Annotated in this window: 18 protein-coding genes; 14 read left to right on the forward strand and 4 right to left on the reverse strand. The window is 49.4% G+C overall.

Annotated elements, in window-relative coordinates; translation table 11 throughout:
• Positions 1 to 414: 414 nt before the first annotated feature.
• Complete coding sequence (locus tag ACN0YR_RS00085; RefSeq protein ID WP_417847158.1) at positions 415 to 2,742, forward strand: WD40 repeat domain-containing protein; 2,328 nt, start codon at positions 415 to 417, stop codon at positions 2,740 to 2,742.
• Positions 2,743 to 3,210: 468 nt separating this feature from the next.
• Here ACN0YR_RS00085 and ACN0YR_RS00090 read toward each other — a convergent pair whose 3' ends face one another.
• Positions 3,211 to 3,423, reverse strand: coding sequence for a hypothetical protein (locus ACN0YR_RS00090; RefSeq protein ID WP_417847159.1), 213 nt, complete (start codon positions 3,421 to 3,423; stop codon positions 3,211 to 3,213).
• 268 nt (positions 3,424 to 3,691) lie between these two features.
• Between ACN0YR_RS00090 and ACN0YR_RS00095 the strand changes: the two genes are divergently transcribed.
• The 6 genes from ACN0YR_RS00095 (at position 3,692) to ACN0YR_RS00120 (ending at position 13,697) form a co-directional block, all read left to right on the forward strand.
• Positions 3,692 to 5,467 (forward strand): sulfatase, encoded by a 1,776-nt coding sequence (locus ACN0YR_RS00095; protein WP_417847160.1) that lies wholly within the window; start codon positions 3,692 to 3,694, stop codon positions 5,465 to 5,467.
• Between the two features lie 1,106 nt (positions 5,468 to 6,573).
• Positions 6,574 to 8,001: a sulfatase gene (locus ACN0YR_RS00100; protein ID WP_417847161.1), complete on the forward strand. Its 1,428-nt coding sequence runs from the start codon at positions 6,574 to 6,576 to the stop codon at positions 7,999 to 8,001.
• Positions 8,002 to 8,110: 109 nt separating this feature from the next.
• Positions 8,111 to 8,290, forward strand: a complete 180-nt coding sequence (locus ACN0YR_RS00105; RefSeq protein WP_417847162.1) for a hypothetical protein — start codon at positions 8,111 to 8,113, stop codon at positions 8,288 to 8,290.
• Positions 8,291 to 8,532: 242 nt separating this feature from the next.
• A complete protein-coding gene (locus ACN0YR_RS00110; protein WP_417847163.1) occupies positions 8,533 to 9,801 on the forward strand; it encodes an NPCBM/NEW2 domain-containing protein in 1,269 nt (422 codons plus the stop codon).
• A gap of 189 nt (positions 9,802 to 9,990) precedes the next feature.
• Positions 9,991 to 11,451 carry a sulfatase-like hydrolase/transferase gene (locus tag ACN0YR_RS00115; protein ID WP_417847164.1) on the forward strand — a complete coding sequence of 487 codons (1,461 nt, stop codon included), beginning with the start codon at positions 9,991 to 9,993 and terminating at the stop codon, positions 11,449 to 11,451.
• Between the two features lie 107 nt (positions 11,452 to 11,558).
• Positions 11,559 to 13,697, forward strand: a complete 2,139-nt coding sequence (locus ACN0YR_RS00120) for an FAD-dependent oxidoreductase (RefSeq protein WP_417847165.1) — start codon at positions 11,559 to 11,561, stop codon at positions 13,695 to 13,697.
• Between the two features lie 51 nt (positions 13,698 to 13,748).
• On the opposite strand, the gene ACN0YR_RS00125 is transcribed toward ACN0YR_RS00120, so the two are convergent.
• Positions 13,749 to 15,200, reverse strand: a complete 1,452-nt coding sequence (locus tag ACN0YR_RS00125; protein WP_417847166.1) for a cellulase family glycosylhydrolase — start codon at positions 15,198 to 15,200, stop codon at positions 13,749 to 13,751.
• A 92-nt stretch (positions 15,201 to 15,292) separates the two neighbouring features.
• The gene (locus ACN0YR_RS00130; RefSeq protein ID WP_417847167.1) at positions 15,293 to 16,696 is read right to left on the reverse strand and encodes a putative collagen-binding domain-containing protein; all 1,404 of its coding nucleotides are present in this window, start codon (positions 16,694 to 16,696) and stop codon (positions 15,293 to 15,295) included.
• A gap of 214 nt (positions 16,697 to 16,910) precedes the next feature.
• On the opposite strand from ACN0YR_RS00130, the gene ACN0YR_RS00135 reads away from it, so the two are divergent.
• The 3 genes from ACN0YR_RS00135 (at position 16,911) to ACN0YR_RS00145 (ending at position 19,612) form a co-directional block, all read left to right on the forward strand.
• Positions 16,911 to 17,108, forward strand: coding sequence for a hypothetical protein (locus ACN0YR_RS00135; RefSeq protein WP_417847168.1), 198 nt, complete (start codon positions 16,911 to 16,913; stop codon positions 17,106 to 17,108).
• Between the two features lie 812 nt (positions 17,109 to 17,920).
• The gene (locus ACN0YR_RS00140; RefSeq protein ID WP_417847169.1) at positions 17,921 to 18,376 is read left to right on the forward strand and encodes a glycine cleavage system protein H; all 456 of its coding nucleotides are present in this window, start codon (positions 17,921 to 17,923) and stop codon (positions 18,374 to 18,376) included.
• A 204-nt stretch (positions 18,377 to 18,580) separates the two neighbouring features.
• A complete protein-coding gene (locus tag ACN0YR_RS00145) occupies positions 18,581 to 19,612 on the forward strand; it encodes an ATP-binding protein (protein ID WP_417847170.1) in 1,032 nt (343 codons plus the stop codon).
• A 432-nt stretch (positions 19,613 to 20,044) separates the two neighbouring features.
• Here the strand turns inward: ACN0YR_RS00145 and ACN0YR_RS00150 are convergent, their stop codons facing one another.
• Positions 20,045 to 20,323 carry a tetratricopeptide repeat protein gene (locus ACN0YR_RS00150; RefSeq protein WP_417847171.1) on the reverse strand — a complete coding sequence of 93 codons (279 nt, stop codon included), beginning with the start codon at positions 20,321 to 20,323 and terminating at the stop codon, positions 20,045 to 20,047.
• A 281-nt stretch (positions 20,324 to 20,604) separates the two neighbouring features.
• Between ACN0YR_RS00150 and ACN0YR_RS00155 the strand changes: the two genes are divergently transcribed.
• The 4 genes from ACN0YR_RS00155 (at position 20,605) to ACN0YR_RS00170 (ending at position 25,616) form a co-directional block, all read left to right on the forward strand.
• Positions 20,605 to 22,005, forward strand: coding sequence for a trypsin-like peptidase domain-containing protein (locus ACN0YR_RS00155; RefSeq protein WP_417847172.1), 1,401 nt, complete (start codon positions 20,605 to 20,607; stop codon positions 22,003 to 22,005).
• A 562-nt stretch (positions 22,006 to 22,567) separates the two neighbouring features.
• Entirely contained in the window at positions 22,568 to 23,452 is an 885-nt protein-coding gene (locus tag ACN0YR_RS00160) for a hypothetical protein (RefSeq protein WP_417847173.1), read from the forward strand.
• 60 nt (positions 23,453 to 23,512) lie between these two features.
• Positions 23,513 to 24,157 carry a hypothetical protein gene (locus ACN0YR_RS00165; protein ID WP_417847174.1) on the forward strand — a complete coding sequence of 215 codons (645 nt, stop codon included), beginning with the start codon at positions 23,513 to 23,515 and terminating at the stop codon, positions 24,155 to 24,157.
• 334 nt (positions 24,158 to 24,491) lie between these two features.
• A complete protein-coding gene (locus ACN0YR_RS00170; RefSeq protein ID WP_417847175.1) occupies positions 24,492 to 25,616 on the forward strand; it encodes an aldose epimerase family protein in 1,125 nt (374 codons plus the stop codon).
• Positions 25,617 to 25,905 lie beyond the last annotated feature (289 nt).

Consider the following 25,905-nt stretch of genomic DNA (forward strand, 5'->3'; position numbering starts at 1 on the left):
AGCCGTAATTTTGACTCAATATCAATTGATATGCGTGAGCAAGTTCTGACTGTGGCAGCCCCACCTTAGTTCGGTCTCAATCAAGCTCCTTGAGAGGAAAAATCGGGCTCACGACATGCCGCTCAACGATGAAAGTTCAGTCTGTCGCTGAAGGTCGTGGCTCGAAACAGGTCGGACTATAAATAAAAGAAAATCTCGAATTCCGCTGCACTATTCGGAGGCAGTTTTCGCCAGTTATAGTGAAGGGAATCGTCAAGGGCCATGAAGCACGCGTGCCACAAAGCTTGAGTGCTTCAACATTACAACGCGATCTTCAACCAGTGTGAGATCTCAAACTTTAGAAGTTCACGACATTGGGACGTGAACCAATCCTCTCAACCATATCGTGATTCCCCACGCTTCAGGAGAAGTGACATGTGCCGAGCAATCACTGTTTTCATCGTTATTTTTTGGGTCGCGATTTCGTTTGCCCAGGATCGGGAAAATGTCCCATTGAAGTATCTGCCAATTCAACAGGTCTATTCAAATTCGAAACCTTTGTCCTCCGATTCAATCGAATTCTCCAAGAGCGGAAACCACCTGTTCCTTCTCAACGGTCGTCGAACCATTGAACGCTTCAACAAGTACTCATTTTCAGAAGATGCCTCTATGGAGTTTGGCAGTCAAGCAGATGTGGGACGCATGGTTGTTAAGCAACTCCCTTCGGGGTACGCATATCATCAATATCCCAGCAAGAGTCGAGGTGAGACTCTTGAACTGATCGCTGCTTCAGAGTCTCGACTTTACTTTTACAGTCATTCAGACAAGTCCATCTATTCGAGCGATCATGAGTTGAAGAATGGAAAACGAGAACGCGCTTCTAGTCCTGTTTTCTGGGCAACGTCCAGAGCCTTTAAACAAGAAAATGGTCGTCGACTTTATATCCACAACACTCGGTCGGGTAGCCCCGATGATACTGTTTTTATGATCGACGAAGGTGGACGGGAGACTGCACTTGCAAGTCGTTCCGAGTTGAAATCTGTGGACGAAGGAATCGCCGGGGTTTCTTCAAATCGAGCCGCTTTTCGAGATGAGAATGCCTTTATGCTTGTAACCGTCGAAGGGGGGAATCGAACCAAATCAATCTCGCAAATATCGCCAGAACGATTGCAGAGCAGTTATCCGATCACCAGCTTCTATGCCAATAACGATGCGTGGTTCTGCCTGCTCTCTCGAACCAAAGATTGGCAGTCAACCGAAATCGACTATTACGATTCGAAAACTGCGGAATACCTGGGCACGTACACTTTCCCCGCGCCAGCAACAACCAGATACGAATATGGGACGGTGGTGCGAAGTGACGCGAGCGGCAAGTTGCTCGCATTCCCTCGCGATCGAGGTGCTTTACTGCTCAGAGTTGTTGATGATCAATTCACGTTCTTTGCTGATTCAATGCAAATTCCCAGACTGGCCCTGTTGGATGAAACGCAATTTGCACTTTCTGGCGATGGAAAACAAATCGCTCTTCATGTCAAGAACAGCGATGACCCAGATGGAATTGCCATCATCAAGATTTCGGACATTGAACAGGTCATGTCCCATCGTACTGATGCAATGGCAGGTCGGAATTCTGCACCGGGGGCAAAATCACTCTCCTCTTTAAGCATTAAGGATGTCGATCTCGAAATTCGCGAAGGACATGAGCCAGACTCGGTTGTCCATATTCTTAAATTCGATCGCGCCAAAATTAGCAATGTCGAGTTCTCTCCAGACGATCGCTGGCTCTTTGCAGGGACTTGGCCCGATAGGAGGGATCGTCAGGTCTGGTTGTTCGATGCAGCTGATGGTGATGTTCTTGATTTCGTTTCCTATGCGGAGAACGCGTTCTCACTTCATCGGTTCTCGGTAGGGGATCACTGCTTCTCAAGCGATTCCACACGCCTGGCGACGATCTCTGAAGACTACATTTCAATCTGGGACATCACCAAAAAAGATCCAGTCCTGATCCAATCCCATTCCGTCTCAGAGATCCTCAAAGAAGACGCCGATGACGAGTTCGATAGAATCTCAGAATTCTTATTTTTGCCGACAAGTGGTCCCACGGCAGCTTCAAATCGACTCGTCATTCGAGCTGACGAATCAACGTGGGTTGTCGCTCTGGATAATGGTCGACTTGAAGTTGTCGCGTCTCGACAGAGTAGAGAGATGGGGGGTAACAGTGACAAATTGTCCTTTTCCAAGGACGGAAGGTCCATATTCTCAGGCTCAGATCAAGGTGTTATTAAAGAGTTTTTAATCCAGGATGGGACAATTAAGGCAAAAACAATCTTGAAGGTAGACCCGTGGAAGAGAAGTTCAAGCCGCCCTCATTTTCAATGGTTTTCAAAGCCGTTTGACTGGGCAGTTATCGCGGAGGCAGGAACGTACCGGGTCTGTCATTACCGTAACGGCAAACTCACCGATGCCGTTCCAATCTCTTTTGAAGTTGATGGCCTGAATCAATATTCTTCGACGCCACAGCTTAAAATTAATGAAGAAGTTGACAGGGATGAAGACGCTCGCATTTCCATGATCGATTCAAATTTCAGGACCATAAAAACAGCATCTTTGGTCGGAGTAAGAGATCTCAACTTCAATCATTTCGACCTTGCAAGCGACGGGAAGCATGCCGCAGTCATAGTGAATGATCGAATTTGGATCGTTCGTTGTGAGCCGAAAACCAACAGCCTTTCAAAAGCAACTTTGCCAAAGGCAATGAAATAGTTGAACTCGCTCATTGCGGCCCACCGACAAGTTGCAGCTTTGTGAAGAAATATCGATCCGAGCTGATTCTGAAATGCTCTATGTTTTGGCGAGTTGGCTGATGTGTTCAGGCCCAAAAAGTGTTTGTATTCCATTCACACCTGCGGATACACTGCAAGCCAAACCTGAAGATGCTCCAGGTATTGGAATTGGACGGGTCGACAGACGGGTTTCAACAACTGTCGTAGTCCTGTTGGAAACTCTAAGAGCCGACGCCGAAATCGGGGTGGTGGAGGTTAAGATCAAGAAGCTGAAAGGTCAGTTGGAACCACTGGTTAAACAGTATCACGAAGTTCTGGAAAACCGAAACAACTGGCCGCGGCCTACGAGTCGGTCTTGGAAATTGTGCAGAGCAGCGGGAACCGTCGCAAGGGTGAAGTCGAGCGACGGTTGATCGACAAAATCATCAGCCGCTTCGATGACCATTCGTTATATGACACGGGCCACAGTCCACTTTTGACTGGTTGCCGTTGCACGTGGATTGAGTTCGTCCACCAGTTTGATCCGAGCAAGAGCTAGCCGTGCAACTTCTTTGTTCTCTTTCACACGAATCCGCTCTCCGCCTTCATCGAAGAGAGCGACTCGTTTCCGGGGGCCTGGTTCCGTGTAGTACCACGTATCCGACTGCTTCCAGTGCCACACAGAACCATGATGCTGACGCCGCTGTTTTCCATTCCTTGCCTAGATTATTAAATACCTTTCGAGGTTGTCCCAGTTGCCGCTGAGAATTGAACTTTTGAGGAAAAGAAGTGAGAATGCGTACGGAACCGTTTTCGGTTCCTTGCCGCTAAGGGGCCGTAATTCAGGTTGCCGCCCGTGGTCCCCTGGTGTTTATTGCGCACTCCTAATGAGTGGTGAAGCACGAATTCGCGAATCGCGCTGCACACTCTTCGATTGATAGAAAGACGCCATGTTCCAATTCCTTGCAGCCTCGCAGGTCGGTTGCCGCCGATCATTCACACATCATTTACTACACAGAATAACTACACTGGCATTTTTGCTCACCATTGCCACCATTCCACAACTCATTGATACGCCTCAACTTCAAGCCGATCAACCTCAACGTCCAAACATCATTCTGATCATGTCGGACGACCATGCAGCGCATGGGATTTCTGCCTACGGAAGTCGACTTGCGGAAATCGCTCCTACTCCGAACATTGATCGCTTGGCGAAAGAAGGGGCTCTGTTCACGAATGCCTTCTGCACAAATTCAATCTGCTCGCCCTCAAGAGCCTGCGTGCTGACCGGTCAGTACAACCACGTTAACGGAGCGTTCGACCTCAGTGGGAAAGTTGAGCCCGGCGATCAGATGCTTCCCATTCAGATGCGGAAGGCTGGATACCAAACGGCAATGATTGGAAAGTGGCACCTGAAAGTTGAACCGGCTGATTTCGACTACTACTGCGTGCTTCCCGGACAGGGTGAATATCACAATCCCGAATTTCGTATCCGTGGCGACAAGCCTTGGGGAAAGAACACAATTCAGTTTGAAGACAAACATGTGACTGATGCCATTACCGATTTGACTCTGGACTGGCTCAAGACAGGCCGTGATCAGAACAAGCCGTTTTTTCTGATGCATCATTACAAGGCGCCGCATGATTACTTTGACAATGCAGCGAGATACGAATCGTACCTGGCGGACGTCGAGATCCCGGAACCAGAGACGCTCTGGACTCGGCATAAAAACTTTGGATCGATCGCGACGCGTGGTGCGGATGATGAACTGATTCCTCACATCGGAACGTCGATTGGTTCAAGAAATCCAAGGCGGTCCTACCTGCGTGACCTGCCCAGCATGTACCCTGCTGAGTTTCCCGCCAACTATCATCCGGGGAACTTCAGTGACGAGGAGAACACGCGACTCACTTACAATGCCTACTTGAAAAAATACCTGCGGTGTGTGAAGGGCATTGATGACAATCTCGGTCGGTTGTTCGAATATCTTGAAAAGACGGGGCAGATCGACAATACCGTGATCATCTATACCGCTGACCAGGGATTTATGCTGGGCGAGCATGATTACCAGGACAAGCGTTGGATGTACGAAGAGTCGCAACGAATGCCATTTCTGGTCCGATATCCGAAGACCGTCAAAGCGGGGCAACGATTCGATACGATTATCGAAAACGTTGATTACGCGCCGACAATGCTTGATTTCGCTGCTGCTGAAATCCCGAAATCCGTTCAGGGACGTTCGTTCAAGTCACTTCTGGAGACAGGAAAAGAAGCGAGAGACTGGAAGCAGGAAGCTTATTACCGATATTGGATGCACATGGTTCACCATGACAACCCGGCACATGTCGGGATTCGTACGAAGAGTCATAAGCTCATCTACTATTACGGCTGTAATTACGACGGCGGTTACCAAACTCCACCTGGCTGGGAACTGTACGATCTGGTGAATGATCCGCACGAGACTCAGAACATCTACCACGATCCCCAAAACGCGGAACTCGTACTCGATCTCAAACAGTCGCTTGCGGAGACTCGCAAACGAGTCGGCGACGATGGGACTCACTATCCCGAGTGCGAAGCAATCATTCAGGAATTTTGGGACTACGACGCTGCCGACCAAGCCAAAGCTCGCGAGATCTCTCATCAGTTTCTCAAGCGGCGTTTAGCGGAACTCGAGGCAGGTCTTCGTAACGTTCAGACACACAAAGGACGATCATCAGATTGAATAAAAAAGCAGTGAGAAGCTGCGGCACGATATCCGATTCGTAACAACGGGCTCTCAAGATTCTTTGTTCGATTAAATCACCGTTTAAATTGCGTGATCGGCAATCCATACTGGAGGTGAGCAGCAAGGAGAGAATTACTTGGTTCGGTCAGTTAAAGATTACTCTCCATCTGCTTCGTGGTGTGCAGTTTATGGACTCATGAAGGTGACCTCTGCAGGCACGATAAGCATAGAGATGTCCGGAGGATGCCGTGGGGAAAGTTCTGTTTCTGTTGTCGGTCTATAATTAATCTGGCCTGAAGTCATCGTGCCCGCAATGGACAAGGCAGAGTTCATACGGATTTCAATCTGAATTAGCGCTTTTTGTGTAGGGTGCGGCGCAAAGGGTTTTCATGAGGTCTTCATTCAGAACCGCCTCACGCCAGGCTTGCATTGCCGCATCTTCAATTGCTTCGTAGTCCTGATACGCTCGATTGCTCCAGTAATGACTCTTCAAATAGTGCATCTTTCGAATTGGTTTGCAGGTTCTGCCTCGTGGCGAACAGTATTTTTACTGGAGAACTGCGTTCTTCACGGGCACACGGTAGAGCAAACTGCTCTAGTGCTATAAGTTTTCGATCGGATTGAGTTCGGGACTGTAGGAAGGCAGCCTGACAAGCGTGACATTCTCAGGAAGTTCCAACGCTTTCGCAGTGTGGAAGCCCCTCCATCCCAGATCATCACTGCATGTTCGTCCTTGGAAATCGCCGCTGCAAATTGCTTCAAAAAGATGTTGATTATCTTTGTGTTCAAGTGCGGACTAAGCAGGCCTTCGGCGTCTGCTTTCTGACTGCTTCTGTTCAATGGAAGAACTTAAGAATGGTCACAAACTTCCAATCATGACACTCTCGCAAATACCCACAGGACAGTGAGGCCTGTCGTTTACAAGCGTGCGGGAAAGTGAGAAGCTGTCGGCCTGAAATCGGTCAATGCTACTTTAGTTATCATGAAGAATTGCTTGATGCTGGTGTCGAACAACTTCTCTACAGGCTATCCTCTTTGACGACTCTTCTTGAAGGCAGAACCACTTGAGTCGAGAACAAGGGACAACTGAAAGGCTGCTCGCGATGATCCAAAAAATGTTTGCTGTGCTTGTATTACTGGTAGCGACTTCGACTTACGCTGCTGATCGCCCGAATGTGTTGTTTATTGCTGTCGATGATCTGCGTCCCGAACTCGGGTGCTATGGCAAGCAACATATTCACTCGCCCAACATCGACCGACTGGCGAAATCCGGAATTTTGTTCGAGCGCGCATACTGCATGGTGCCGACGTGCGGCGCATCGCGCGCGAGTCTGCTGACCGGCATTCGACCTGCACGGAAACGATTTATCAGCTACTTGACGATTGCAGAACAGGATGCTCCGGGGATTACGACATTCAACACACACTTTAAGATGAACGGCTACAACACCGTTTCACTCGGGAAGGTATTCCATAATGTGAAAGACAATGCGGAGGGATGGACCGAACCCGTTTGGAGGCCGAAGGGCGTTCCGTGGTACCAGCGACCGGAAAATCATGAACTTCATGAGAAACGTCAGAAACAGGGAAGCCGCAAACGAGGTCCAGCTTGGGAATCGGCAGACGTGGAAGACAATGCCTACGCTGATGGGCTCATTGCTGAACGTGCGATTGTTGATCTCAAAAGGCTGAAAGCGAAAAAAGAGCCGTTTTTGCTGGCTGTTGGATTTCTCAAGCCACATCTGCCTTTCATCGCGCCTAAAAAATACTGGGATTTATACGACCACGAGACAATTCAGCTTCCCGTTAACTACCAGGTTCCAAAGGATGCACCGAAGGAATCGATTCATACTTCGGGTGAGTTGCGCGCCTATGCCGGAATCCCACCAAAGGGGCCGGTATCAGATGAAACTGCTCGCAACCTGATTCACGGCTATTACGCTTGTGTCAGCTACACGGACGCCCAGATTGGAAAACTCTTGAGCGAGCTCGAACGTCTGGGATTGTCCGACAACACCATTGTTGTTTTGTGGGGCGATCATGGCTGGAACCTCGGCGAACATACATTGTGGTGTAAGCATTCTTGCTATGAAACATCCATGCAGATTCCGTTGATAGTGAAAGCTCCGGGCATCGAAGGCTCTCAACGCAGGTCGAATCTCGTCGAGTCCATTGATCTGTATCCGACACTCTGCGAACTGACAGGTTTGCCGTTACCGCAACACTTGCAAGGCAGCAGCCTTGTTGCGCTCATGAAGGACCAAGACGCCACATGGAAATCGGCAGCCGTTGGACGCTTTAAAAACGGCGACACGATTCGCACGGACGAATTTCGGTTCACTGAATATACCGACAAAAATGGAAACCGAACTTCACAGATGCTGTATCATCATGACAGTGATCCTGATGAAAATGTGAATGTCGTGAAGGGGCACAAAGGCTCAATTAAAAACTTGTCTGAAAATCTCCACAGGCTGATGGGACGCGACGGAGAGATTCAATCGACAGAAAAGCTAGACGCCAAGATGTGAAGCGGGCTCTGCAGGCAACAACCACATTTCACGTCTTCCAACAGGTTCAAGTGAGGTCCCTGCACAGAATACAAGCGGTCCACCATCAGGCCAGGTGACTGTGGATGCGGTGCTGTCAGAAGTCTTGTTTGATCTGGCCCTCAAGCTTGAAGAACCAGCGAACCTTTCAATTGATGTCGAACACGTTCTGGCTGCGACCGTATTAACCGCAAGTTACGGAGATTCAATTCATTTGCTGGATCAGTTTGAGTGGCACTTCATGGGCGGTATCATCAGCCACGTGATTTAGTCGGTTCGTGTCACCGAGCTAGAGCATCTTTCGAATTGGTTTGCAGGTACTGCCTCGTGGCGATCAGCATTTTCACTAGAGAAATGCGTTCTTCACGGGCAAACGGTAGAGCAAACTGCTCTGGCCAAGTGGAGACTCACCACTTGTTCCCATTCTAAACTGCGATTTCATCAATGAGTTTGTCGTGTCGACCTGAGGCTGATGTGAGACGTGGTAACACAACACTGTAGAGCGATTTCAAAATGAGAATCCAACGAATAGTCATCATCCTGTTATCCCTCGGTTTTCTTCTTACCAGCTCGCAAACTCTCTGGGCCTGGGGGAAAGGTCATCGCCTGATTCGCCTCTGGGCTGTCGCCCGGCTTCCTGACTGGCAAAAAGAATACATTGGAAACGAGAATCTGGATCGACTTTGCAGTGAGTATACATCACTGCAAGACAAGCATGCCGGTGGGAAAGCTCCCGAACTTGATCCCTATTGTCTGGTTCCTGGAGTCCGCTTGTCGTTGCATGATGTCAACCCTCCGAAACAGAGTGTGACTGCGATTCAATGGTATCTCGATCAGATTGCCAAGAACCTGCAGGCTGGGAGAAACGACGAAGCGATGAAGTTCCTGGGCGTTCTCTGTCATTGGAACGAAGACCCGGGATGTCCATCAGCTCATAGTAGTCCCGTAACCGAACTGCAGCTAAAGACACTACTGCCACCTCCAAAAGACAAGGCACGTTTTAACTACTTGTTTGGAGCAGGTGGAATCATGGATTCCGGTAACTACCAGCTGCAGGACGTCGACTATACGCCACGGTTATTGGGGCGGACGCAGGAGGAAGCAGCTCTGAGAATCTATGAACATCAGAAGCTGCTTCGTAGAAATGCAGCAGCCCATATTGTTCCAATCGTTCAAGATGTGATGCACGGGGATGGAATCAAAGCCGATCAGCATCGCGCCGAAGCCGCAGTCGCTAACGGGCGTCACACGGCTGATGTCATCTACACCGCGATTTGCCTGGCGACCGGTCGAGTTGATGATCAGAAGTTTCAATTTGAGACGCAATCGCTTGTCGAATGGATCCCAGAATTTCAGGGCAGCATGATTCCGCATCCTTATTACGTCAGTCCGTTTCTGGTCAACCAATCGATGGATTCCAAGCGACAACTTCATCCATTGAAAATTGGTGACACCGATTTCGAAACCGGATATGGTATGGGGACTCCTTTCGCACTCGAGTTTACTCTGTCGTCAGGTAGTCTGTTTGAGCACTTCACTTGTGTCGTCGGTTTGCACCCAACTGCCGGGGAGAATGGAGCAGTCAGTTTCGTTATCGAAGCGAATGGAGAGGAACTTGTACGCACACCGTTCGTTCGCGTTGGTGACCCTGCAGTCCTCTTGAGCGTCCCGCTCCCGCAGTCGGACGCCTTAAGTTTGAGTCTGAAAACAATTGCTGGTGAAGGATCAGACCCGAGTCACAACCTGGCGGTTTGGGGAAAACCAACACTGCACACCAAGTAGAGACTTGACCAAAGATCAATGATCGAAATTCTTGTAACTTTCGTACCCACGAGAATGTCTCTCGTTTCGTTGACTGATCTCGTCGTACAGCAAACCTGGACAGCACTAAGTGCCATCTAACGGTCAACACACTTGATAATCAGCACCGCAAGCACGACGACAAACTCTCGATTCTCTGGAGATAAAAAAATGGCAAGTAAGACTCGCCTCATTTCAACATCCTTGCTGATCTTATTCATCTCAGTGTTCTGCACAGGTGGAACTCAGGCAGCTGATCGTCCGAACATCCTGCTGATTGTCTCGGATGATCAGGGATACAACGACCTGGGATTGCTCGGAAACGGAATAATCACACCCTCACTTGACCGTCTTGCAAGGGAAGGGACTCGGCTGACAAATTTTTATGTTGCCTGGCCAGCATGTACGCCATCACGAGCCAGTTTATTGACCGGAAGGTATCCACAGCGAAATGGCATATACGACATGATTCGCAACGAGGCACCAGACTACGGTCACAGCTATACGCCTGAGGAATACGCCGTAACATTTGAGCGAATTGGCGGCATGGACGAGCGCGAAGTGATCATCCCGGCTGTGTTGAAATCAGTTGGTTACAAGAGCGGTATTTATGGAAAGTGGGATCTCGGTGCACTTCAGCGAATGTTACCGACTTCACGAGGATTCGATGACTTCTATGGTTTCGTTAACACTGGCATCGACTACTTCACTCACGAACGATACAGCGTGCCCAGCATGATGCGGAACCTGTCACCAACCGAAGAAGATAAAGGAACTTATTGCACCTATTTATTCCAACGTGAGGCCCTGCGGTTTCTGGAAGAACATGCAGGTCAGGAACCGTTCTTCCTGTACGTTCCTTTCAACGCGCCGCACAACTCGTCGTCACTTGACCCAACGATCCGTTCGTCGGTGCAAGCACCTGAAAAATTCAAAGAGATGTATCCACCGGTCGAGGTGGAAACTCGCGTAACGGATAAGCATCGCTATGCGTCTCCGGCAACAGTCGTCACCCCAGATGCTCGACGCCGCGACTATCGGGCTGCGGTCACCTGCATGGACGCTGCAATCGGTGAGATGCTCGATACGCTGGAAGAAAAGGGAATTCTCAATGACACGATTGTGGTGTTCTTCTCTGACAACGGAGGTAGCGGCGGAGCAGATAACTCGCCACTAAGAGGGCACAAAGGGCAAACCTGGGAAGGTGGCATTCGCGTTCCCTGCATTGTGCGTTGGCCCGGTGGCAAGGTCAAAGCGGGTGTCGTGAACGACGAATTTCTAACGAGTCTCGAACTGTTGCCAAGCTTCGCGACGGCAACGGGGGCGGAATTACCTGCGAATGTGGTCCTCGATGGTTACGATTGGTGGCCAACACTTCGTGGCGAATCGTCTTCACCGCGAAAAGAAATGTTCTGGAAACGACGTGATCTCATCGGTGCTCGCGTTGGCAAATGGAAATGGGTTCAGATGGGAAAACGCACCGGGCTGTATGATCTGCAAGCTGACATCGCCGAGAAGAATGATCTGTCGAAGATGCGTCCTGAAATCCTCGCAATGGTTAAAGATCGATACACAAGCTGGCTTCAAGAAATGGAAGCTGCCGAACCACGTGGCCCCTTTCGCGATTATTAATCCTATCCTACATTACGAACGATAACGTCACCGCTACCGCACGTCTGTATGTGTGAGTGGCAGAGAATAAGGCACAAAGTCTCTTTTCGGACTGAATGAAAAACAAAATGATGAGTCATCGAAAACAAGCTGCGTGGGTATTGGCAGTACTCGCGAGTACCGCTTTGCATATGGTTGCGACCACTCCAGTCAACGCCGCTGATGGTCCACATTACTACGAACAAGTGAAGCCTGGACAACCGAAATTGATCGAGTGCGATGTTGCCGTGTATGGAGGGACACCGGCCGGAGTGACGGCTGCGATTCAGGCTGCTCGCGAAGGGAAGCGGGCAGTTCTGCTCTCTTTCAATCGACACGTTGGCGGAATGACCTCAGGCGGGTTGACCGCGACGGACCTCGGAAGAAAGGATTCGATCGGCGGATTGGCACTGGAATTCTACAATCGTCTCGGTAAAGCTCGAGACTATCGTCCGTCTGCTGCTGAAGCGTTGTATCGGACAATGTTAGAAGAGGCAGGTGTCAAAGTTCTTCTTTCGCGGGCGTTGAGTTCCGTTGAGATGAAACAAAATCGACTGGTGTCCGTCACTATGGAAACAGGAGAAACCGTCCAGGCGACCATGTTTGTGGACAGCACTTATGAAGGCGATTTGTTGGCTGCAGCGAATGTTTCCTACCGTGTGGGGCGAGAGCCTGCCGCAGCTTATGATGAGTCTTTGGGCGGGCAGTGGCAAACGGTCTCCTGGAAGGATGTCTATCAGTTCTGCCGACTGCCGCTGAGTCCTTACGTCATTCCGGATGATCCCAAGTCAGGATTGCTGCCGGAAATCGCTGTTGAGACTCCTGGAAAACCGGGCGAAGGAGACTTCAAAGTTCAGGCCTATAATTTCCGAGTTCAACTTTCACGCGGTGCTGACAGAATCACGTTCCCGAAACCGCAAGAATATAACTCAGGTCGATACGCACTGTTGGCCCGCTTTCTCAACCTGGATGAGCGTGTCGAGTGGCGTCTAGATTACACGACCGCCCCTCTTACCGATGGGCCGATTCAAATGCGAAAAGGAGACAGTAACAACGCCGGCAGTTTCTCTTCCGATTATGTCGGCGGAAATTATCGCTGGCCTGATGGCACATACAAGGCTGGTTCGATCACAGAACTCCCGCCACCGCGTCGTGGTCTTCCCGTCCCGTTTCGCGAATTGTACGAACTCCGCGAACGTATTTTTCAAGACCACGTCAACTATCAGCAAGGGCTCATGTACTTCCTGGCAAACGATACTCAGGTTCCGGAAGAACTGCGTGCGAGAGTGAGTGCCTGGGGACTTGATCCGCAGGAGTTTCAGGAAACAGGTTTCTGGCCACATCAACTGTATGTGCGTGAAGGACGTCGCATGGTCTCTGAATATGTTGTCACACAGGCGGATTGCGAATCGCGGAGAGTCGTCGAAGATTCTGTTGGTCTGGCTTCGTATCCAATGGATTCTCACTTTTGTCAACGAGTGGTCGTAGAAGAAAACGGAGTCCAGACCGTGCGTAACGAAGGTGGATTTGGTCATGGATTTAAGAAGCCGTATCCCGTTTCGTTTCGTTCCATCGTTCCAAAGAAGAATGAATGTGAGAACCTGTTAGTTCCGGTCTGCCTTTCTTCGTCACACGTTGCTTATGGGTCGATTCGCATGGAACCGGTGTTCATGATTCTTGGCCAGAGTGCTGGAACCGCGGCCGCCATGGCGATCACCGAAGAGATTGCCGTACAGGATGTTGACTACGCAAAGCTAAAGGTCAAATTAGAAGACGATGGTCAATATTTGACCTGGACTGAAAAATCTCTCGGAAAAACTGCGAAGACTCTCCCCGGTCTTGTGGCTGATGACAAGGACGCACGCACTACAGGAGCGTGGACGTCGGGTGCTTTGTCTCCGGTCTACGGCTTGTCTTACCTGCACGATGGCAATACCGGCAAAGGTGAAAAAACGGCAACCTTCAAAATTAATGTCCCGAAACCCGGCACATACAAAGTTCACCTGCTTTACGTCGCATCTGCCAATCGATCGACAAAGACTCCGGTGACCATTTCGATCGGCGAAGAGACGAAAGAAATGACTGTCAACCAGCGTGAAGGGAGTGCGGTCGGTTCGTTTCTGGGAAATTTTCGCATCAACGATTTCATGACTTTGACGGTGTCCAACAAAAACACTGATGGCTTCGTTGTCGTAGACGGTGTGCAACTCTTGCTGCAACCGCAGTAGTGATTAGTGTGATAGAATCCAATGCGGAGTGCGTCTAATAACAAGAGGCGGTCAGTCCTGCCTTGTCAGCCGTAGCGCAATATCGTTGGAGAACTTCGGTGACTTGACTTCTCTTTTACCACCGGCGTGCTGAAGCAAGTCGCGCTTACTGATTTTTCCAGTTTTCGTGTCCAGCCATTCTGCTTTCCAATTGCCTGCGGGCAGATCAATCGTCGCCAAAGCTTCGATGTCTTCCTTCAGAATTGATTGCAGATTTTTGGGCTTAGTCGGAAGCGGAACGTGAAAGTAGCTGGCGTACACTTTGTTCGCTTCAGCAAGTGTGTATGTTGTGAGTTGCGGTTCAACAGAGTGAACAAAAGATGCGTTCGGCTGCATACGGACGAAATCAAAGCTGTCCAGGAATTGTTTCAGAATTCCCAATTGTTGCCTCAGTTCAATGCTGCCGCCACCTGGAGACTTGTAGTCGCGAAATGTGCCAGCAGGATGTTTCACTGTAAAGGAGTAATCAAGATTGTTGTACAACGCTCCGCCCGCCAGCAGGAAATCCCATGCTTCCGTACGGTATAGCACGTCTGCTGAACCTCGAAAACCAGTTTCGTTTTCACCAATGACTTTGTTCAGACCATAGTTCATCGCAACGGTATCAGGCGGCACGCAGTAGTGGAAATTGAAAATCGAAACGGACGGATGCGGGTTCTCAACTTTGCTACGACCGTTGGCAATATTCATTGAAATCAGATGTCGTTGAGGGAAATCCTTTTCCGCATCCACGATTTCGTCGACGATGCGATGCTGCCATTCCATACTAACGCCACCGAAGTAAGGTTCATTGCAGACTTCGTAGTACAGGTTGTCGAACTCTTTAAGTTCCTGCACAATCTTTCGTGTCGTCGCAACCTGAATGTCCAGCAGTTCCTTGTGTTTCAGGGTGAAGGCTTCTTCTCGTGGCACTGCGCCGATGCCGTTAACATTGTTGCCGGCGTTCATCGGACAGATCTCCCACAGCTGATCGTTGTACATCGGGCAAAACAGTGTGAGTTCGACCACAATGCCACGGTCACTCGCCTGCTGCAATAAGTTTTTCACTCGGGTGAACCATGCGGGATCCCATCTTTTTAGATCGAATTTATGTCCACCCGCAGCGTAACCCGGCTCACTGCTTCTGGCCCACGGACTGAGGTAGCGTCCCGGTTCAGGTGCGAGTACGTTTTCGGTAATCCCGAATGCACTATTATTTTCACGATATGTTCCTGCGAAAACTCGTGTGTGATTCAAACCATGAGACTGCAGTTCATCAAAGTATTTAACGTAGTCAAAGTCTTGATTCAGCAATGCACCGTAGTGTTCACCCGACGTCACCAGAATTGTGGGCTTGCCGCGCCACTGGAAGTAATGTTGGTTCTTCGAGTGTAATGAAATCGGTGTTATTTTGACTTCCGCCGAAACAGAACTCGACACGACACAGAGAATCAGGCCGGAGAGAAGATAAATTTTTGACGACATAATCAGCTCCGAAACGATATAAAGAATTGGGTTGTATAGCCGCACTCAACGAGTGGTAGACATGACTCAACCAACGGTAAAAATAGAGCCGCTCATGGGGAAACGATTGCGGCGACCCAGTTGTCGGAACTGGGTGAGGCAAGATTTACCTTCCCTCCGCCAGTGATTTTTCCCTGTGTGCCGAATTCGCCGGTGTCAATGTTAATCCAGTGGACAATCAACTTCCCTTTCGTCCCCGTCAGGTCCAATTTTACTTTGCCTCCACTTGGAAAATACACTGCATACGCTCCTTTTTTGTCAGCTGCAACATACGCTTCATTTGAGTCTCGTTCAGAAAGCAACTCGGAGGCAGGTTCGACTGACCACAGCGGAATCAAAGCTTCCAGTTTGCGGGCCGCTTTGATGCACGCAACCGCTTTGTCGTTCAGCCCAAGACCGGAATCCGGTCGGTGAAAACGCACGGAAGCTGCCCCAGCCAAAAGGTGTCGCCAGAATCGCTCGACCGCGTCTTGATCGTTATGGCCGAACTTGTTGCCGGTCGCTCCGTAGGTCTTTGTCGTGTTCATCGGGCGCGGCTGACCTGCCAGATATTTTCGCACATGCAAGAAATTGTCCCAATGCTTCTGGCCTTTGTTGTGATTGTTCTGCGAGACATCAACGAAGTCATACAGCTCAGGGTGATCAAAGGTTCGCTTGTGACGCTCTGCTGCGAGATTCCAGTCATCCCACATCTCGGTCACGTAGACAGCTTTGCCCTCTTTAGACGCTCGCTGTTTGACAAACTGAGCCCAGTAGCGGCTCCATTCCTCTTCACCATTGGTTTCGTTGTCCATGCAATACAGCACATGCCCATACTTCAGCGAATGATCCAGTAACTTGTTCACGAATCGCTGCTGAAATTTTAACACAACCAAGTTGTTGCGCTGTTTGGGAGTGGTAAAGAAGAAAGGCTGCTTGTTAGCGCCTGGGTGGTCCGGATACTGTTTTGCAAATCCGGATTCTTCATACGAGTAGTTCACGTTGTTGCGTGGGTTGTACGGATGAATATGCCAGCGTTGGTGACCTTTCTGATCGTAGAAATCAAAGCGGTCCCAGATTTCGATTTGTACAACGATGTTGCGTTTCGCCGTCTCGTTGAGCATCTGTTCGAACCGCTCCCAATATTCGTCGTTCCATTGATTCAAGTCGTACTTCCCATTGTCGAGTTGCTTGAAGGGGTACAACTCGAAGTCTCCATCCTTCCGATCGCTCATTGTGTTGCGAATAACATTGCCTCCAGCAGCCTCCAGCCGGTCAAGTTGCGGCAAAAGCTTCTCCCTGGGCCACTGAAACAAGTTGTCATCATCACTGCCGCCGAGCAGTAGCACAGGTTTTCCGTGGTAGCTCCAGTACCACTCATTCTCTTTCCAGGGCTGCAAGCTTTCTTCGGCAGCAGCAATGTTGGTGATCAACGTGGTAACGACAAACGATGCAAGCAGCAATCTGTTGGGTATCATGAGCTGGCTCTTTGAGACTGATGGGCGTCCTCGCGCGAGATTCACTATTTCACGATAACACGTTCTTCCTGAAAGGTCGCCCCTCGGGATCGTAGACGCCAGTGGCCGAACTGTTTGCCCTCGATCCGAAATTGCTTACCAGTCAGATCACGAGGCATTTGTAGAGGGCAGTTGAAGCAGCACTCTCGATGGCATTCAGGTTAAGGGCTTCACGATGCTTCAGGCTTTCGTCCCGGGAAAATTGACTCCAGGTGCAATCATCGCTTTCGAAGAGGGGTTTGCAAACGGGGATGTTTCTCAAATTGCAGATCTGCCAGAAGTTGACTCCCATCGTTGTCTTGCACTCGCCGTAAAACAGCCACGACTCTTGGAAGGCTTGACGGGGAGTCCTGAACGTCCCTCGATGATATAGAGGTCGCAGCAACTGGACCCTTTACGATTACCGGCGGGTCGTTTGATCTTTTGGATGAGAGGGGGGCGGCCCATTTTGTCCCGTCATGAACGGTTTTCTGACACCAAACAGTGATATTTCTGATGCAGTCAGCGAATCAACCAAGCTGACCGCTGCACGAAGTTGTCACACTGGAGCTGCTCAGTCTCTGTTCATGGAAGGCAGCGTACACTTCATTAGAGCAGTTTGCTCTACCGTGTGCCCGTGAAGAACGTATTTCTCCAGTAAAAATGCTGTTCGCCACGAGGCAGAACCTGCAAACCAATTCGAAAGATGCTCTAGTGATTCGATCGATGTCAGTGTGCATCGAGGAGCCTGGACAAGGCAGGGGGGAGAAGTCGAGACACCATTCTAGAGAAAATCTAGAACAGATCCTGAAACTTGAAGTTTATCTCTTAAAGACCGAGGAAACTGACCTTTTTACAAGTTTCCGGACTGGTTCTAAACCTGGCCCTTTCGTTCCGTCTCGTGGCGAGCGTTCTATGAAGTGATAAAATGGCCTTCGCAGGTACGAAAAGCATAGATCATGCTCTCGCGAATTTCGGGCTGATCTGGGAGAGAAATAATTTTGAGAAGATGTTTTCATCGTGTAGTGTCATTTTTGTAGGCCCACCTCCACGCCTGCGATGGTCATCAGGCTTGCTCACACGGGGCAGCGTCAGCTAGAGAAGTTCATAAAGAACCTTCACTGTCGCGTGCTGCTTGCATCTTGTGGTGTCAGTTTTTCTACTGTTTGCACGTACGGTGATTTTATCTTACAGGAAAAGACATTCATGTCCGAGAACCTCATCTTTATGATGGGCAGCTACGAAGCCCGAATACCAACCGATCGAGCGTATTGTGAAAACCATATGTGGGCACAGGAAGGCCCGGGAGGATTTCAGATTGGGTTGACTGCGTACTCTGTCCGACTCTTGCAGGATGTCTATTTTCTCGAATGGACAGTAGACCCTTACACAGTTGTAAAGCCAAAGCAAGAAATCGGAGAGGTCGAAAGCTCGAAAGCTGTCTCGTCGCTGTATCCGCCCGGCGGCGGAAAAATTCTTGAATTCAACGAGCATTTGCTCGACGATCCCTCTGCGATCAACACTGATGGATATGGGAGCGGATGGCTGTATCAATTCGAAACCGAGATGAAATTCATGACTCCACAGGAGTACGTTGACTATTTGGATACCAAATGGGACGAAACGCAACGAGTCATTAAAGGACAAGTCAACGAGGGATAGCAGAAGCTTCGCTCAACAGACGTCGAAACAGGACAGCCTTGAGAGTCGTGGTCCTCTGCGGGTAAACTATTAGTTCAATCAACCTGGTCTTCATCCTGCAATTTCCTGTTGCGACGTGTCGTTTCAGGTCTGCCAATAGAATGGGATGGTTGACCCGCCGCAAACACTTTCATTCCGCAGCTCATTTCGACTTGAATAAGATCTATGTCTGCCAAAAAACTGACTGTTGTCATCTCGCAGGGGCAAAGCAAGAACCCGAAGCACCGTAATCTCGAAGAGGAGATTGCGATGAAACTTCTTCTCAAAGGGAATGTTGAAGTCTCGCTGGTGCCGCATCTGTATGATATGTCAGCTGATCACACAGGCATGCTGTTTCTCAAATCGGTTCCGGGGGACCTGGTATTTCTGTCTTGGTTATATCCGCGCGGCGCTCGTTGGATTCTCGACCGGCAAAATGTAAGAGGCCATGAAGGAATCAGTCTCATTACTTCGGAGGAAGAAGATGACGACGACGATGAGAAACCAGAAGAACTTCACCCCGATGCAATTGGGGCCCTCGATGTTCCTGACCGCCATATCTATTGTATCGACTTGCGCGTTCACTCTGACGCCGAGCCTTATTTAGAAGAAATTGATCGGATCGTTGAGGAAGACGCGAAAGAGACTGTTGATCTACTCTCATGGATTACCGGTGAGCCGAATGCAGACCAGTTAAAACGCTATCTTGCCCCACAACCGACCAACGGTGAGCAAGTCGTTCTTCCCTCTCCGCAAGAAGAAGCGGCTCCGAAGCGGCGTTGGTATCCGGTGATCGACTATAGCCGGTGTACAAACTGCATGGAGTGCATCGATTTCTGTTTATTTGGAGTCTACGGTGTCGATTCGATTGACCGGATTCTCGTTGAGGCTCAAGACAATTGTAAGAAGGGATGCCCAGCTTGCAGTCGTGTTTGTCCCGAAAATGCGATTATCTTCCCTCAACATAAAACGCCTGCCATCGCAGGAGCTGACGGTGAGGTTGCCGGATTGAAGATCGATTTGAGCAAACTTTTCGGAGGCGGAACCGGTGACGCACTTGAAACAGCGGTCGCCGAGCGGGATGCAGAACTCGTCAAAGATGGTCGAGATGCAGTGGGGATGGAAATTGGTCTCCCCAAACGTCAAGTGAATCATGCAAATCGCCCGAAAGATGCTCTCGACAATCTCATGGACGATTTGGATGCGTTGGAAGTCTGAAGCCTTCTCTCAGTTTCAATCTCTGCGAACTCGACTCACCAGCTCACTTCTTTAGAGCACTTTCGAATTGGTTTGCAGGTTCTGCCTCGTGGCGAACAGAATTTTCCCTAGAGAAATGCGTTCTTCACGGCCAGACGGTATAGCAAACTGCTCTACAGACAAGAAGCTGTCTCTCAACTTTGCGAGTTTCTAGAAGTCCGTTAATCAATCGTCAAACTCAAGTTGGCAATCATTCAGGTCAACGACAACAACATTGTGCGTCTCAAAGATTCTTGACTCGGACAACAGCGGGGCAGCATTCGCATTTACAGCGTGAGATTCAAAGCTCGGAAGAGTAAACAGTCTCTTCCATGCGCAGCCAGCGGAACGTTCGAGCCCGAATTGGTTTTTCTCCAGTTTATCTAATCGGAATGATCGAGCGCGAGAGGCAAATTACAAATTTTCCATGTACTCGGTCATCTCTCCCAATGCATGATCGTCACCCGTTTTCCGGGCGACTTTGATCCCCGATTCCAGTAGGGATCGGGCTTCTTCGATGCGATCATCCTGCGACAGCATCTGTGCCTCCTGGAAATAAGCTGGAACGTAGTCCGGGTTGAGTTCTCGAACTTTAGCAAAAGCTTTTTGGGCCAGTTCGATTTCGTCCTCTTTAAGCAATTCCATAGCGTACGCGTAGTTGAGGAAAATATCTTCCGGCGATTCTTGCAACATGGAGTGAATTTTTTCTCTTCGTGACATCTCTCTCAATCGATCTTGAATTGTGAATATGAAAATCTAATGAAATCTCGGGCTGGGAATGAACCACGTGTTTCAGTTTACCCAAACTGACAGTTGTCGGTTAGGCAAGTTATGAGTTGATCTCCCAGTGATTTCAAGGGGGTGTTGGCTCACTTCCGATGTTGGAGCTTGTGGGAGATCAACGGAATGAACTCCGGTCAAGAGGAAGGATCTCGCCAACTATGGACTCGGCTTCACCTGAAACAGGTCCGCAGATGACGAATAGTTTACGTCAAGCTGGAACATGTTTGACACTCATCATTGTCGCACTCGCAACAAATCTTCGTGCAGAAGAGAGTGAATTTCACTCTTTGCGAGATACGATGCGGACTCGCATTGTTGCAGAGGCATTGAAATCGAGTGTGAACATACATACCGAAAAACGCCAGAAATCCCTGGACGTCGTCTTCTCTGCGGGGAAGTCTTCGAAAATCAATGGGATGGGTACGGGCATCGTCATCGATGAACGCGGGTATCTTGTCACCAACTATCATGTTGTGCAAGATGTCGAACGTTTGAGGATTACGACCTACGACGGCACTGAATATGACGGCCGTGTGTTGGCGTACGACTCGCGTCAGGATCTGGCGATCATCAAGGTGGACCCCGTCAAGCCGCTCACCGTTGCGAAAATGGGCTCTTCTTCAGATCTGATGCTCGGTGAAGATGTTATTGCCATTGGGAATGCTTACGGATACGAGTCAACAGTCACTCAAGGTATCATTAGCCATCAGTCTCGTGATGTTGAAGTCAACGAAGAACAGTCTTACGAAAATCTGATTCAGATTGACGCTGCAATTAACCCAGGTAACAGTGGCGGACCTCTTCTGAATGCAGATGGTGAAGTCATCGGGATCAATGTTGCAATTCGAGCTGGGGCTCAACGAATTGGGTTTGCGATTCCTATTGATGATGCACGAAAGATTGTGGCTCGCTTGATCAACATCGAACGTCATCATCAGACATACCACGGCATCCGAGCCATTGATTATAAGAACGGTCGTGACCGTAAACTTGTTGTTCAGTCGACAATTGCCAACTCTCCTGGAGCCGATGCCGGTCTGGAGGACGGCGACATCATCATCAAGTCTGGTACTGTTGATGTGGTCGATGCTGCTGACTTGGAACGCTCGCTCTTCGGAAAGAAGCCGGGTGAGAAAGTTGAGCTTCTTGTCAAACGGGCTGATGAAGAAAAGACTCTGGATCTGGTTGTGACATCAGTTTCAGCGTCGAGAGCTGTCGCTGGGCGTCAGACGGTCCCAAGTCGAACAGTGGCACAGAAGCAGGTCACTTCGAAAAACGTGATCGAAAAGTCTTGGAATCTGTTGGGATTGAAGCTGTCGAAACTTCCAAGTGAAGTTTCACTCGCTGGACAGCCTTATCACGGAGGTCTGCAAGTCTCAGATGTTCGTGTCAATGGGCCTGCCTACACGAAGGGGATTCGAAAAGGCGATATCCTCGTCGGGCTGCACATTTGGGAAACAACCAACGATGAAAACATCGAATATGTGCTCAATCACCCACAGCTGAAAACAATCGGACCTCTGAAGTTTTACATCGTTCGCAACGGGGAAACACTCTTCGGTCACTTCCCATTGCTTGTTTCTCAACGATAATCGCAGTCGTAACGACATAAACTGCTGTCGGAATTGAAAGATTTCGGCAGCATTTCTTGACCGTGGCCAGAATTCAGCGATACTTTGCTAGAGGGTGCCTCAAACGTGAGAACCGGTATTGTCTGACATTTCCCGGGATCATTGTGGTCTCGCTGCCGCAGACGCCGATCAAGAAAGCGAATGATTCAATCTGTTTTCAACAAGGGAAATGGATCAAATTGAATCAATCTGATCGGGACTGAAGGTTCTCTATTTGTGACACTAGAGCATCTTTCGAATTGGTTTGCAGGTTCTGCCTCGTGGCGAACAGCATTTTTCCTAGAGAAATGCGTTTTCACGGGCATACGGTAGGGCAAACTGCTCTAAAGCAATTGAGAACTGATTCGAAACCTGAATTTGTCTCCTCAACGAGTGAGGAGGCGAGTATGATTCAGTCTCGAATGAATCCCATGAGCTCTGGCAAGATCTGAAGGAGATCGTACTTTCAGCAATTGAGTACGAAATCGGCAGGCTTGCGAGTGATTTTAAAGTCGTCTGAATTGAGTGAAGCAAAGGCAAACTCATGCACATTTCCGGTAAGATCGCACTTGGACTGATTGTTGTTGTCCTTGCTCCTGCTGCGATTCTCCTGACGACAATGTCTCTGGATATCCGCAGCAAATGGCAGGCGGAAGTCGAGCAGCGTCAAGAGAAGTTGGCCACCAGCACTGACCAACTCGATAAAATCCGCACGAAGGTCGCCAATCTCGAAGGCGAATATCAGCAGAAGACATTCGCCTGGGGAGAAGTCTGGGATGCACCACAGTCTGTTCCACTCGCTGGCGAAAACGGGATTCAAATCGGAGTCGGCAGGAGTTCTGGGTTAGGTCGAAGTTTTGACCCTGCAAAGCCACCCCGCATTTACGCTTTCGCAGAAAACGGAGATTCAAGTACTTACATCGGAGAATTTGAGCTCGATCAACTCGATGCTGACCGTGCAGCTGGTCGACTTCTACGACCTGCCTATCCCGGAGAGTCTCAATCGTGGCCACAGGGCAAGTACCACGTCAGGGATACTCTTCCTTCAAACTGGCTAGCTACAGTTGCTGATCTCGAAGCACAACTCATTCTGATCGGTTCGAAATTCCGGATGCAGCAAGAACAAGAAGGTCTGATGACGAAACAATTGGCTGCGTCTCAGGTCATCATGGATCAGCGTTTGGCTGAACTTAATGGAGATGCAGATGCCCCAATGGGAGCCAGTCAACAAGTTCTTGACGGGCTTGTCGAGACACTTCGGAAACTCGAAGACGAACGAAATCTCGTCCTTTCCGATGTCCACAACCTGCGAGTGAAGTTGGTCAAGGACTACATCAACCTAGAGACCTCATTGGAAAAGAATCGTAACCTCGTTGATTCGAGTCAGTCGGACGCATCAGCACTAAAACCTGCCCTGGCCGGCCAGTAATTCTGGTCAGCTATCTCAGGCAGATGTTTTCGCAATGTCTGCATCTTGATGAGGGCGTAGATGAAGGTCGAATTACAATCTGCTGACCGGACTCTTCATCCGATTGAGTCGATTGCGATCTCAATGGCATTTTGGATCACACTCCTCTCAGCCAGTTCCCTTTACGCGCTGATCACACTTGCGCCTCGCTTGGTGGAATTATCGGATCTCCAAAAACAGTCCCATGAGATCCAGGGATCGATCTCACAAGCCGATCAGGAAGTTCATCATCTGAATCGGGTGGCAGATGCGATTGTTAAGGATCCAGATTTTGTCTCCCGTCTGGCTAAAAAAGAGTTCTCACTCGCAGCTCAAGGCAGCGTCCAGATTCAAGTCGAAAAGACTTTAAACTACGACGCTCGCATTCCATCGATTTCTCGATCGGCAGAATCGTTTCAGGGGCAGTGGTACGACGATCTTCTCAGACGCCTTGCTGAACCCGGCGATTTGAGAATTCGATGGACCTGGGGAGCATTCGGCATGTTTCTGGTCGCATTTTTGTTTCTAAACGAAGCGTTCTTTACCGGAAATATTGGGCGTTTCATTCTTAAACTTCTGGCAAATCTTTTTCAGCGATATCGCACAGCGCAGCCAATTTCCGACGAAGTCGCTTGTCTCGACGCGAATGGAACCTCAGAATCAATGCTGAGCTCAAACGAGAGTTGAATTAGAGAGCGGACAACTCGCCTGCAGTCTGCGGGCAATCAATGAATGGCGCTCCCTTGTTCAGGTTTTCTTATCGCATCTTCAATGTTTGTCGTGTTCGTGAAGTCATTCTCCTGCTAGAGCATCTTTCGAATTGGTTTGCAGGTTCTGCCTCGTGGCGAACAGCATTTTTCCTAGAGAAATGCGTTCTTCACGGGCAAGCGGTAGAGCAAGCTGCTCTAGGAATTGCGAAACTCCACGAAGCAGGTCGCTCAGATCGATTCGAAAACGACTCTGGTAGAGCTCATCAGTCTGTTTGAACGAACAAGGTCCATTTGATTCGGAGATGAGATTCATGAGGAAATTTCCATTCTACGCAGCGGTGATTGCGACGTTTCTAATAACATCCGTTTCTTTTTCAGCTGTCCCGATCGCTCAACCTTTTGGAAAAACTAAAGATGGGACACCGGTAGAGCGGTATACGCTGGAAAACCAGAACGGAATGAAAGTCGACATCATGACGCGTGGTGCGACTGTGGTACGGATCGATGTCCCGGACAAAAATGGAAACTTCGCCGATGTTGTTCTTGGCTTCGATGATGTGGCTGGGTACGAGTCCGAAGAGAATCAATACTTTGGTTGTACAACAGGTCGTGTGGCAAACCGGATCGCCAAGGGAAAGTTCCATCTCAATGGTCGGGATTACAAGTTGGCGATTAACAACGAACCGAACCATTTGCACGGCGGTGTTGAGCGGAGCTTAGATAAGGTTGTTTGGAAGGCTCGGCCATTTGAAAACGGAGAGGGGCAGGGTGTGCATTTGCGGTATGTTTCGCCGCATGGTGAAGAAGGGTATCCGGGAACGCTTTCTTGCAAAGTTGAACTCCTGCTGCACAAGGCGACGAACGATTTACAGATCCGGTACTCAGCAATCACCGATCAATCGACTCCCGTCAATCTGACGAACCATTCTTATTTCAACCTCGCAGGTGCAGGGAGCCCGACTGTTCTTAACCATGAACTGGCGTTGTTCTGTCGTCAATACACCCCAGTTGATGAGACCTTGATCCCGACCGGAGCAATCGAAAGTGTCACCGGAACTCCGTTAGATTTCTTAACCCCACACGTCATTGGTGAGCGCATTGATAAATTAGATGATGGCCCAACAATTGGCTATGACCACAACTTTGTGATAGATGGTAAGGCTGACAGCTTGCGACTCGCTGCGAAGCTGAAAGACCCAGCGAGTGGTCGTGTTCTGACTGTCAAAACGGATCAGCCGGGAGTCCAGTTCTACTCGGGGAATTTCCTGAAAGGACAAACTGGCAAGCTGGGAAAAACTTATCCCCACCGGAGTGCGATCTGCCTGGAAACACAGTTTTACCCTGATTCTATCAATCAACCGACGTTCCCAGGCATCGTCCTGGAACCGTGGGAAGAGTACACACACGAGTGCGTCTATTCATTCTCCGCTGAATAGAACCAGTCCGAAAACCTCTGGAATCGTCGCTTTCCTCAACGTTTGAGAGAGCAATTTCAAGTTTCAGGACCAGCTCTAGAGCAGTTTGCTCTACCGTTTGCCCGTGAAGAACGCATTTTTCTAGAACCAGTCCGAAAACCTCTGGAATAGCCGCTGTTCTCAACGTTTGAGAGAACAATTTCAAGTTTCAGGATCAGTTCTAGTAAAAATGCTGTTCGCCACGAGGCAGAACCTGCAAACCAATTCGAAAGATGCTCTAAACAGAGTCGAAAGATTAAGAGCTCTCGAA

The organism is Thalassoglobus sp., assembly GCF_048270125.1.
Classification (GTDB): domain Bacteria; phylum Planctomycetota; class Planctomycetia; order Planctomycetales; family Planctomycetaceae; genus Thalassoglobus.

Excerpts from the sequence above, each read along its gene's own strand:
- ACN0YR_RS00085 (WP_417847158.1), top strand. The coding sequence starts at position 415 with ATGTGCCGAGCAATCACTGTTTTCATCGTTATTTTTTGGGTCGCGATT.
- ACN0YR_RS00095 (WP_417847160.1), top strand. The coding sequence starts at position 3,692 with ATGTTCCAATTCCTTGCAGCCTCGCAGGTCGGTTGCCGCCGATCATTC.
- ACN0YR_RS00100 (WP_417847161.1), top strand. The coding sequence starts at position 6,574 with ATGATCCAAAAAATGTTTGCTGTGCTTGTATTACTGGTAGCGACTTCG.
- ACN0YR_RS00110 (WP_417847163.1), top strand. The coding sequence starts at position 8,533 with ATGAGAATCCAACGAATAGTCATCATCCTGTTATCCCTCGGTTTTCTT.
- ACN0YR_RS00115 (WP_417847164.1), top strand. The coding sequence starts at position 9,991 with ATGGCAAGTAAGACTCGCCTCATTTCAACATCCTTGCTGATCTTATTC.
- ACN0YR_RS00120 (WP_417847165.1), top strand. The coding sequence starts at position 11,559 with ATGATGAGTCATCGAAAACAAGCTGCGTGGGTATTGGCAGTACTCGCG.
- ACN0YR_RS00125 (WP_417847166.1), bottom strand. The coding sequence starts at position 15,200 with ATGTCGTCAAAAATTTATCTTCTCTCCGGCCTGATTCTCTGTGTCGTG.
- ACN0YR_RS00130 (WP_417847167.1), bottom strand. The coding sequence starts at position 16,696 with ATGATACCCAACAGATTGCTGCTTGCATCGTTTGTCGTTACCACGTTG.
- ACN0YR_RS00135 (WP_417847168.1), top strand. The coding sequence starts at position 16,911 with ATGCTTCAGGCTTTCGTCCCGGGAAAATTGACTCCAGGTGCAATCATC.
- ACN0YR_RS00140 (WP_417847169.1), top strand. The coding sequence starts at position 17,921 with ATGTCCGAGAACCTCATCTTTATGATGGGCAGCTACGAAGCCCGAATA.
- ACN0YR_RS00145 (WP_417847170.1), top strand. The coding sequence starts at position 18,581 with ATGTCTGCCAAAAAACTGACTGTTGTCATCTCGCAGGGGCAAAGCAAG.
- ACN0YR_RS00150 (WP_417847171.1), bottom strand. The coding sequence starts at position 20,323 with ATGTTGCAAGAATCGCCGGAAGATATTTTCCTCAACTACGCGTACGCT.
- ACN0YR_RS00155 (WP_417847172.1), top strand. The coding sequence starts at position 20,605 with ATGACGAATAGTTTACGTCAAGCTGGAACATGTTTGACACTCATCATT.
- ACN0YR_RS00160 (WP_417847173.1), top strand. The coding sequence starts at position 22,568 with ATGCACATTTCCGGTAAGATCGCACTTGGACTGATTGTTGTTGTCCTT.
- ACN0YR_RS00165 (WP_417847174.1), top strand. The coding sequence starts at position 23,513 with ATGAAGGTCGAATTACAATCTGCTGACCGGACTCTTCATCCGATTGAG.
- ACN0YR_RS00170 (WP_417847175.1), top strand. The coding sequence starts at position 24,492 with ATGAGGAAATTTCCATTCTACGCAGCGGTGATTGCGACGTTTCTAATA.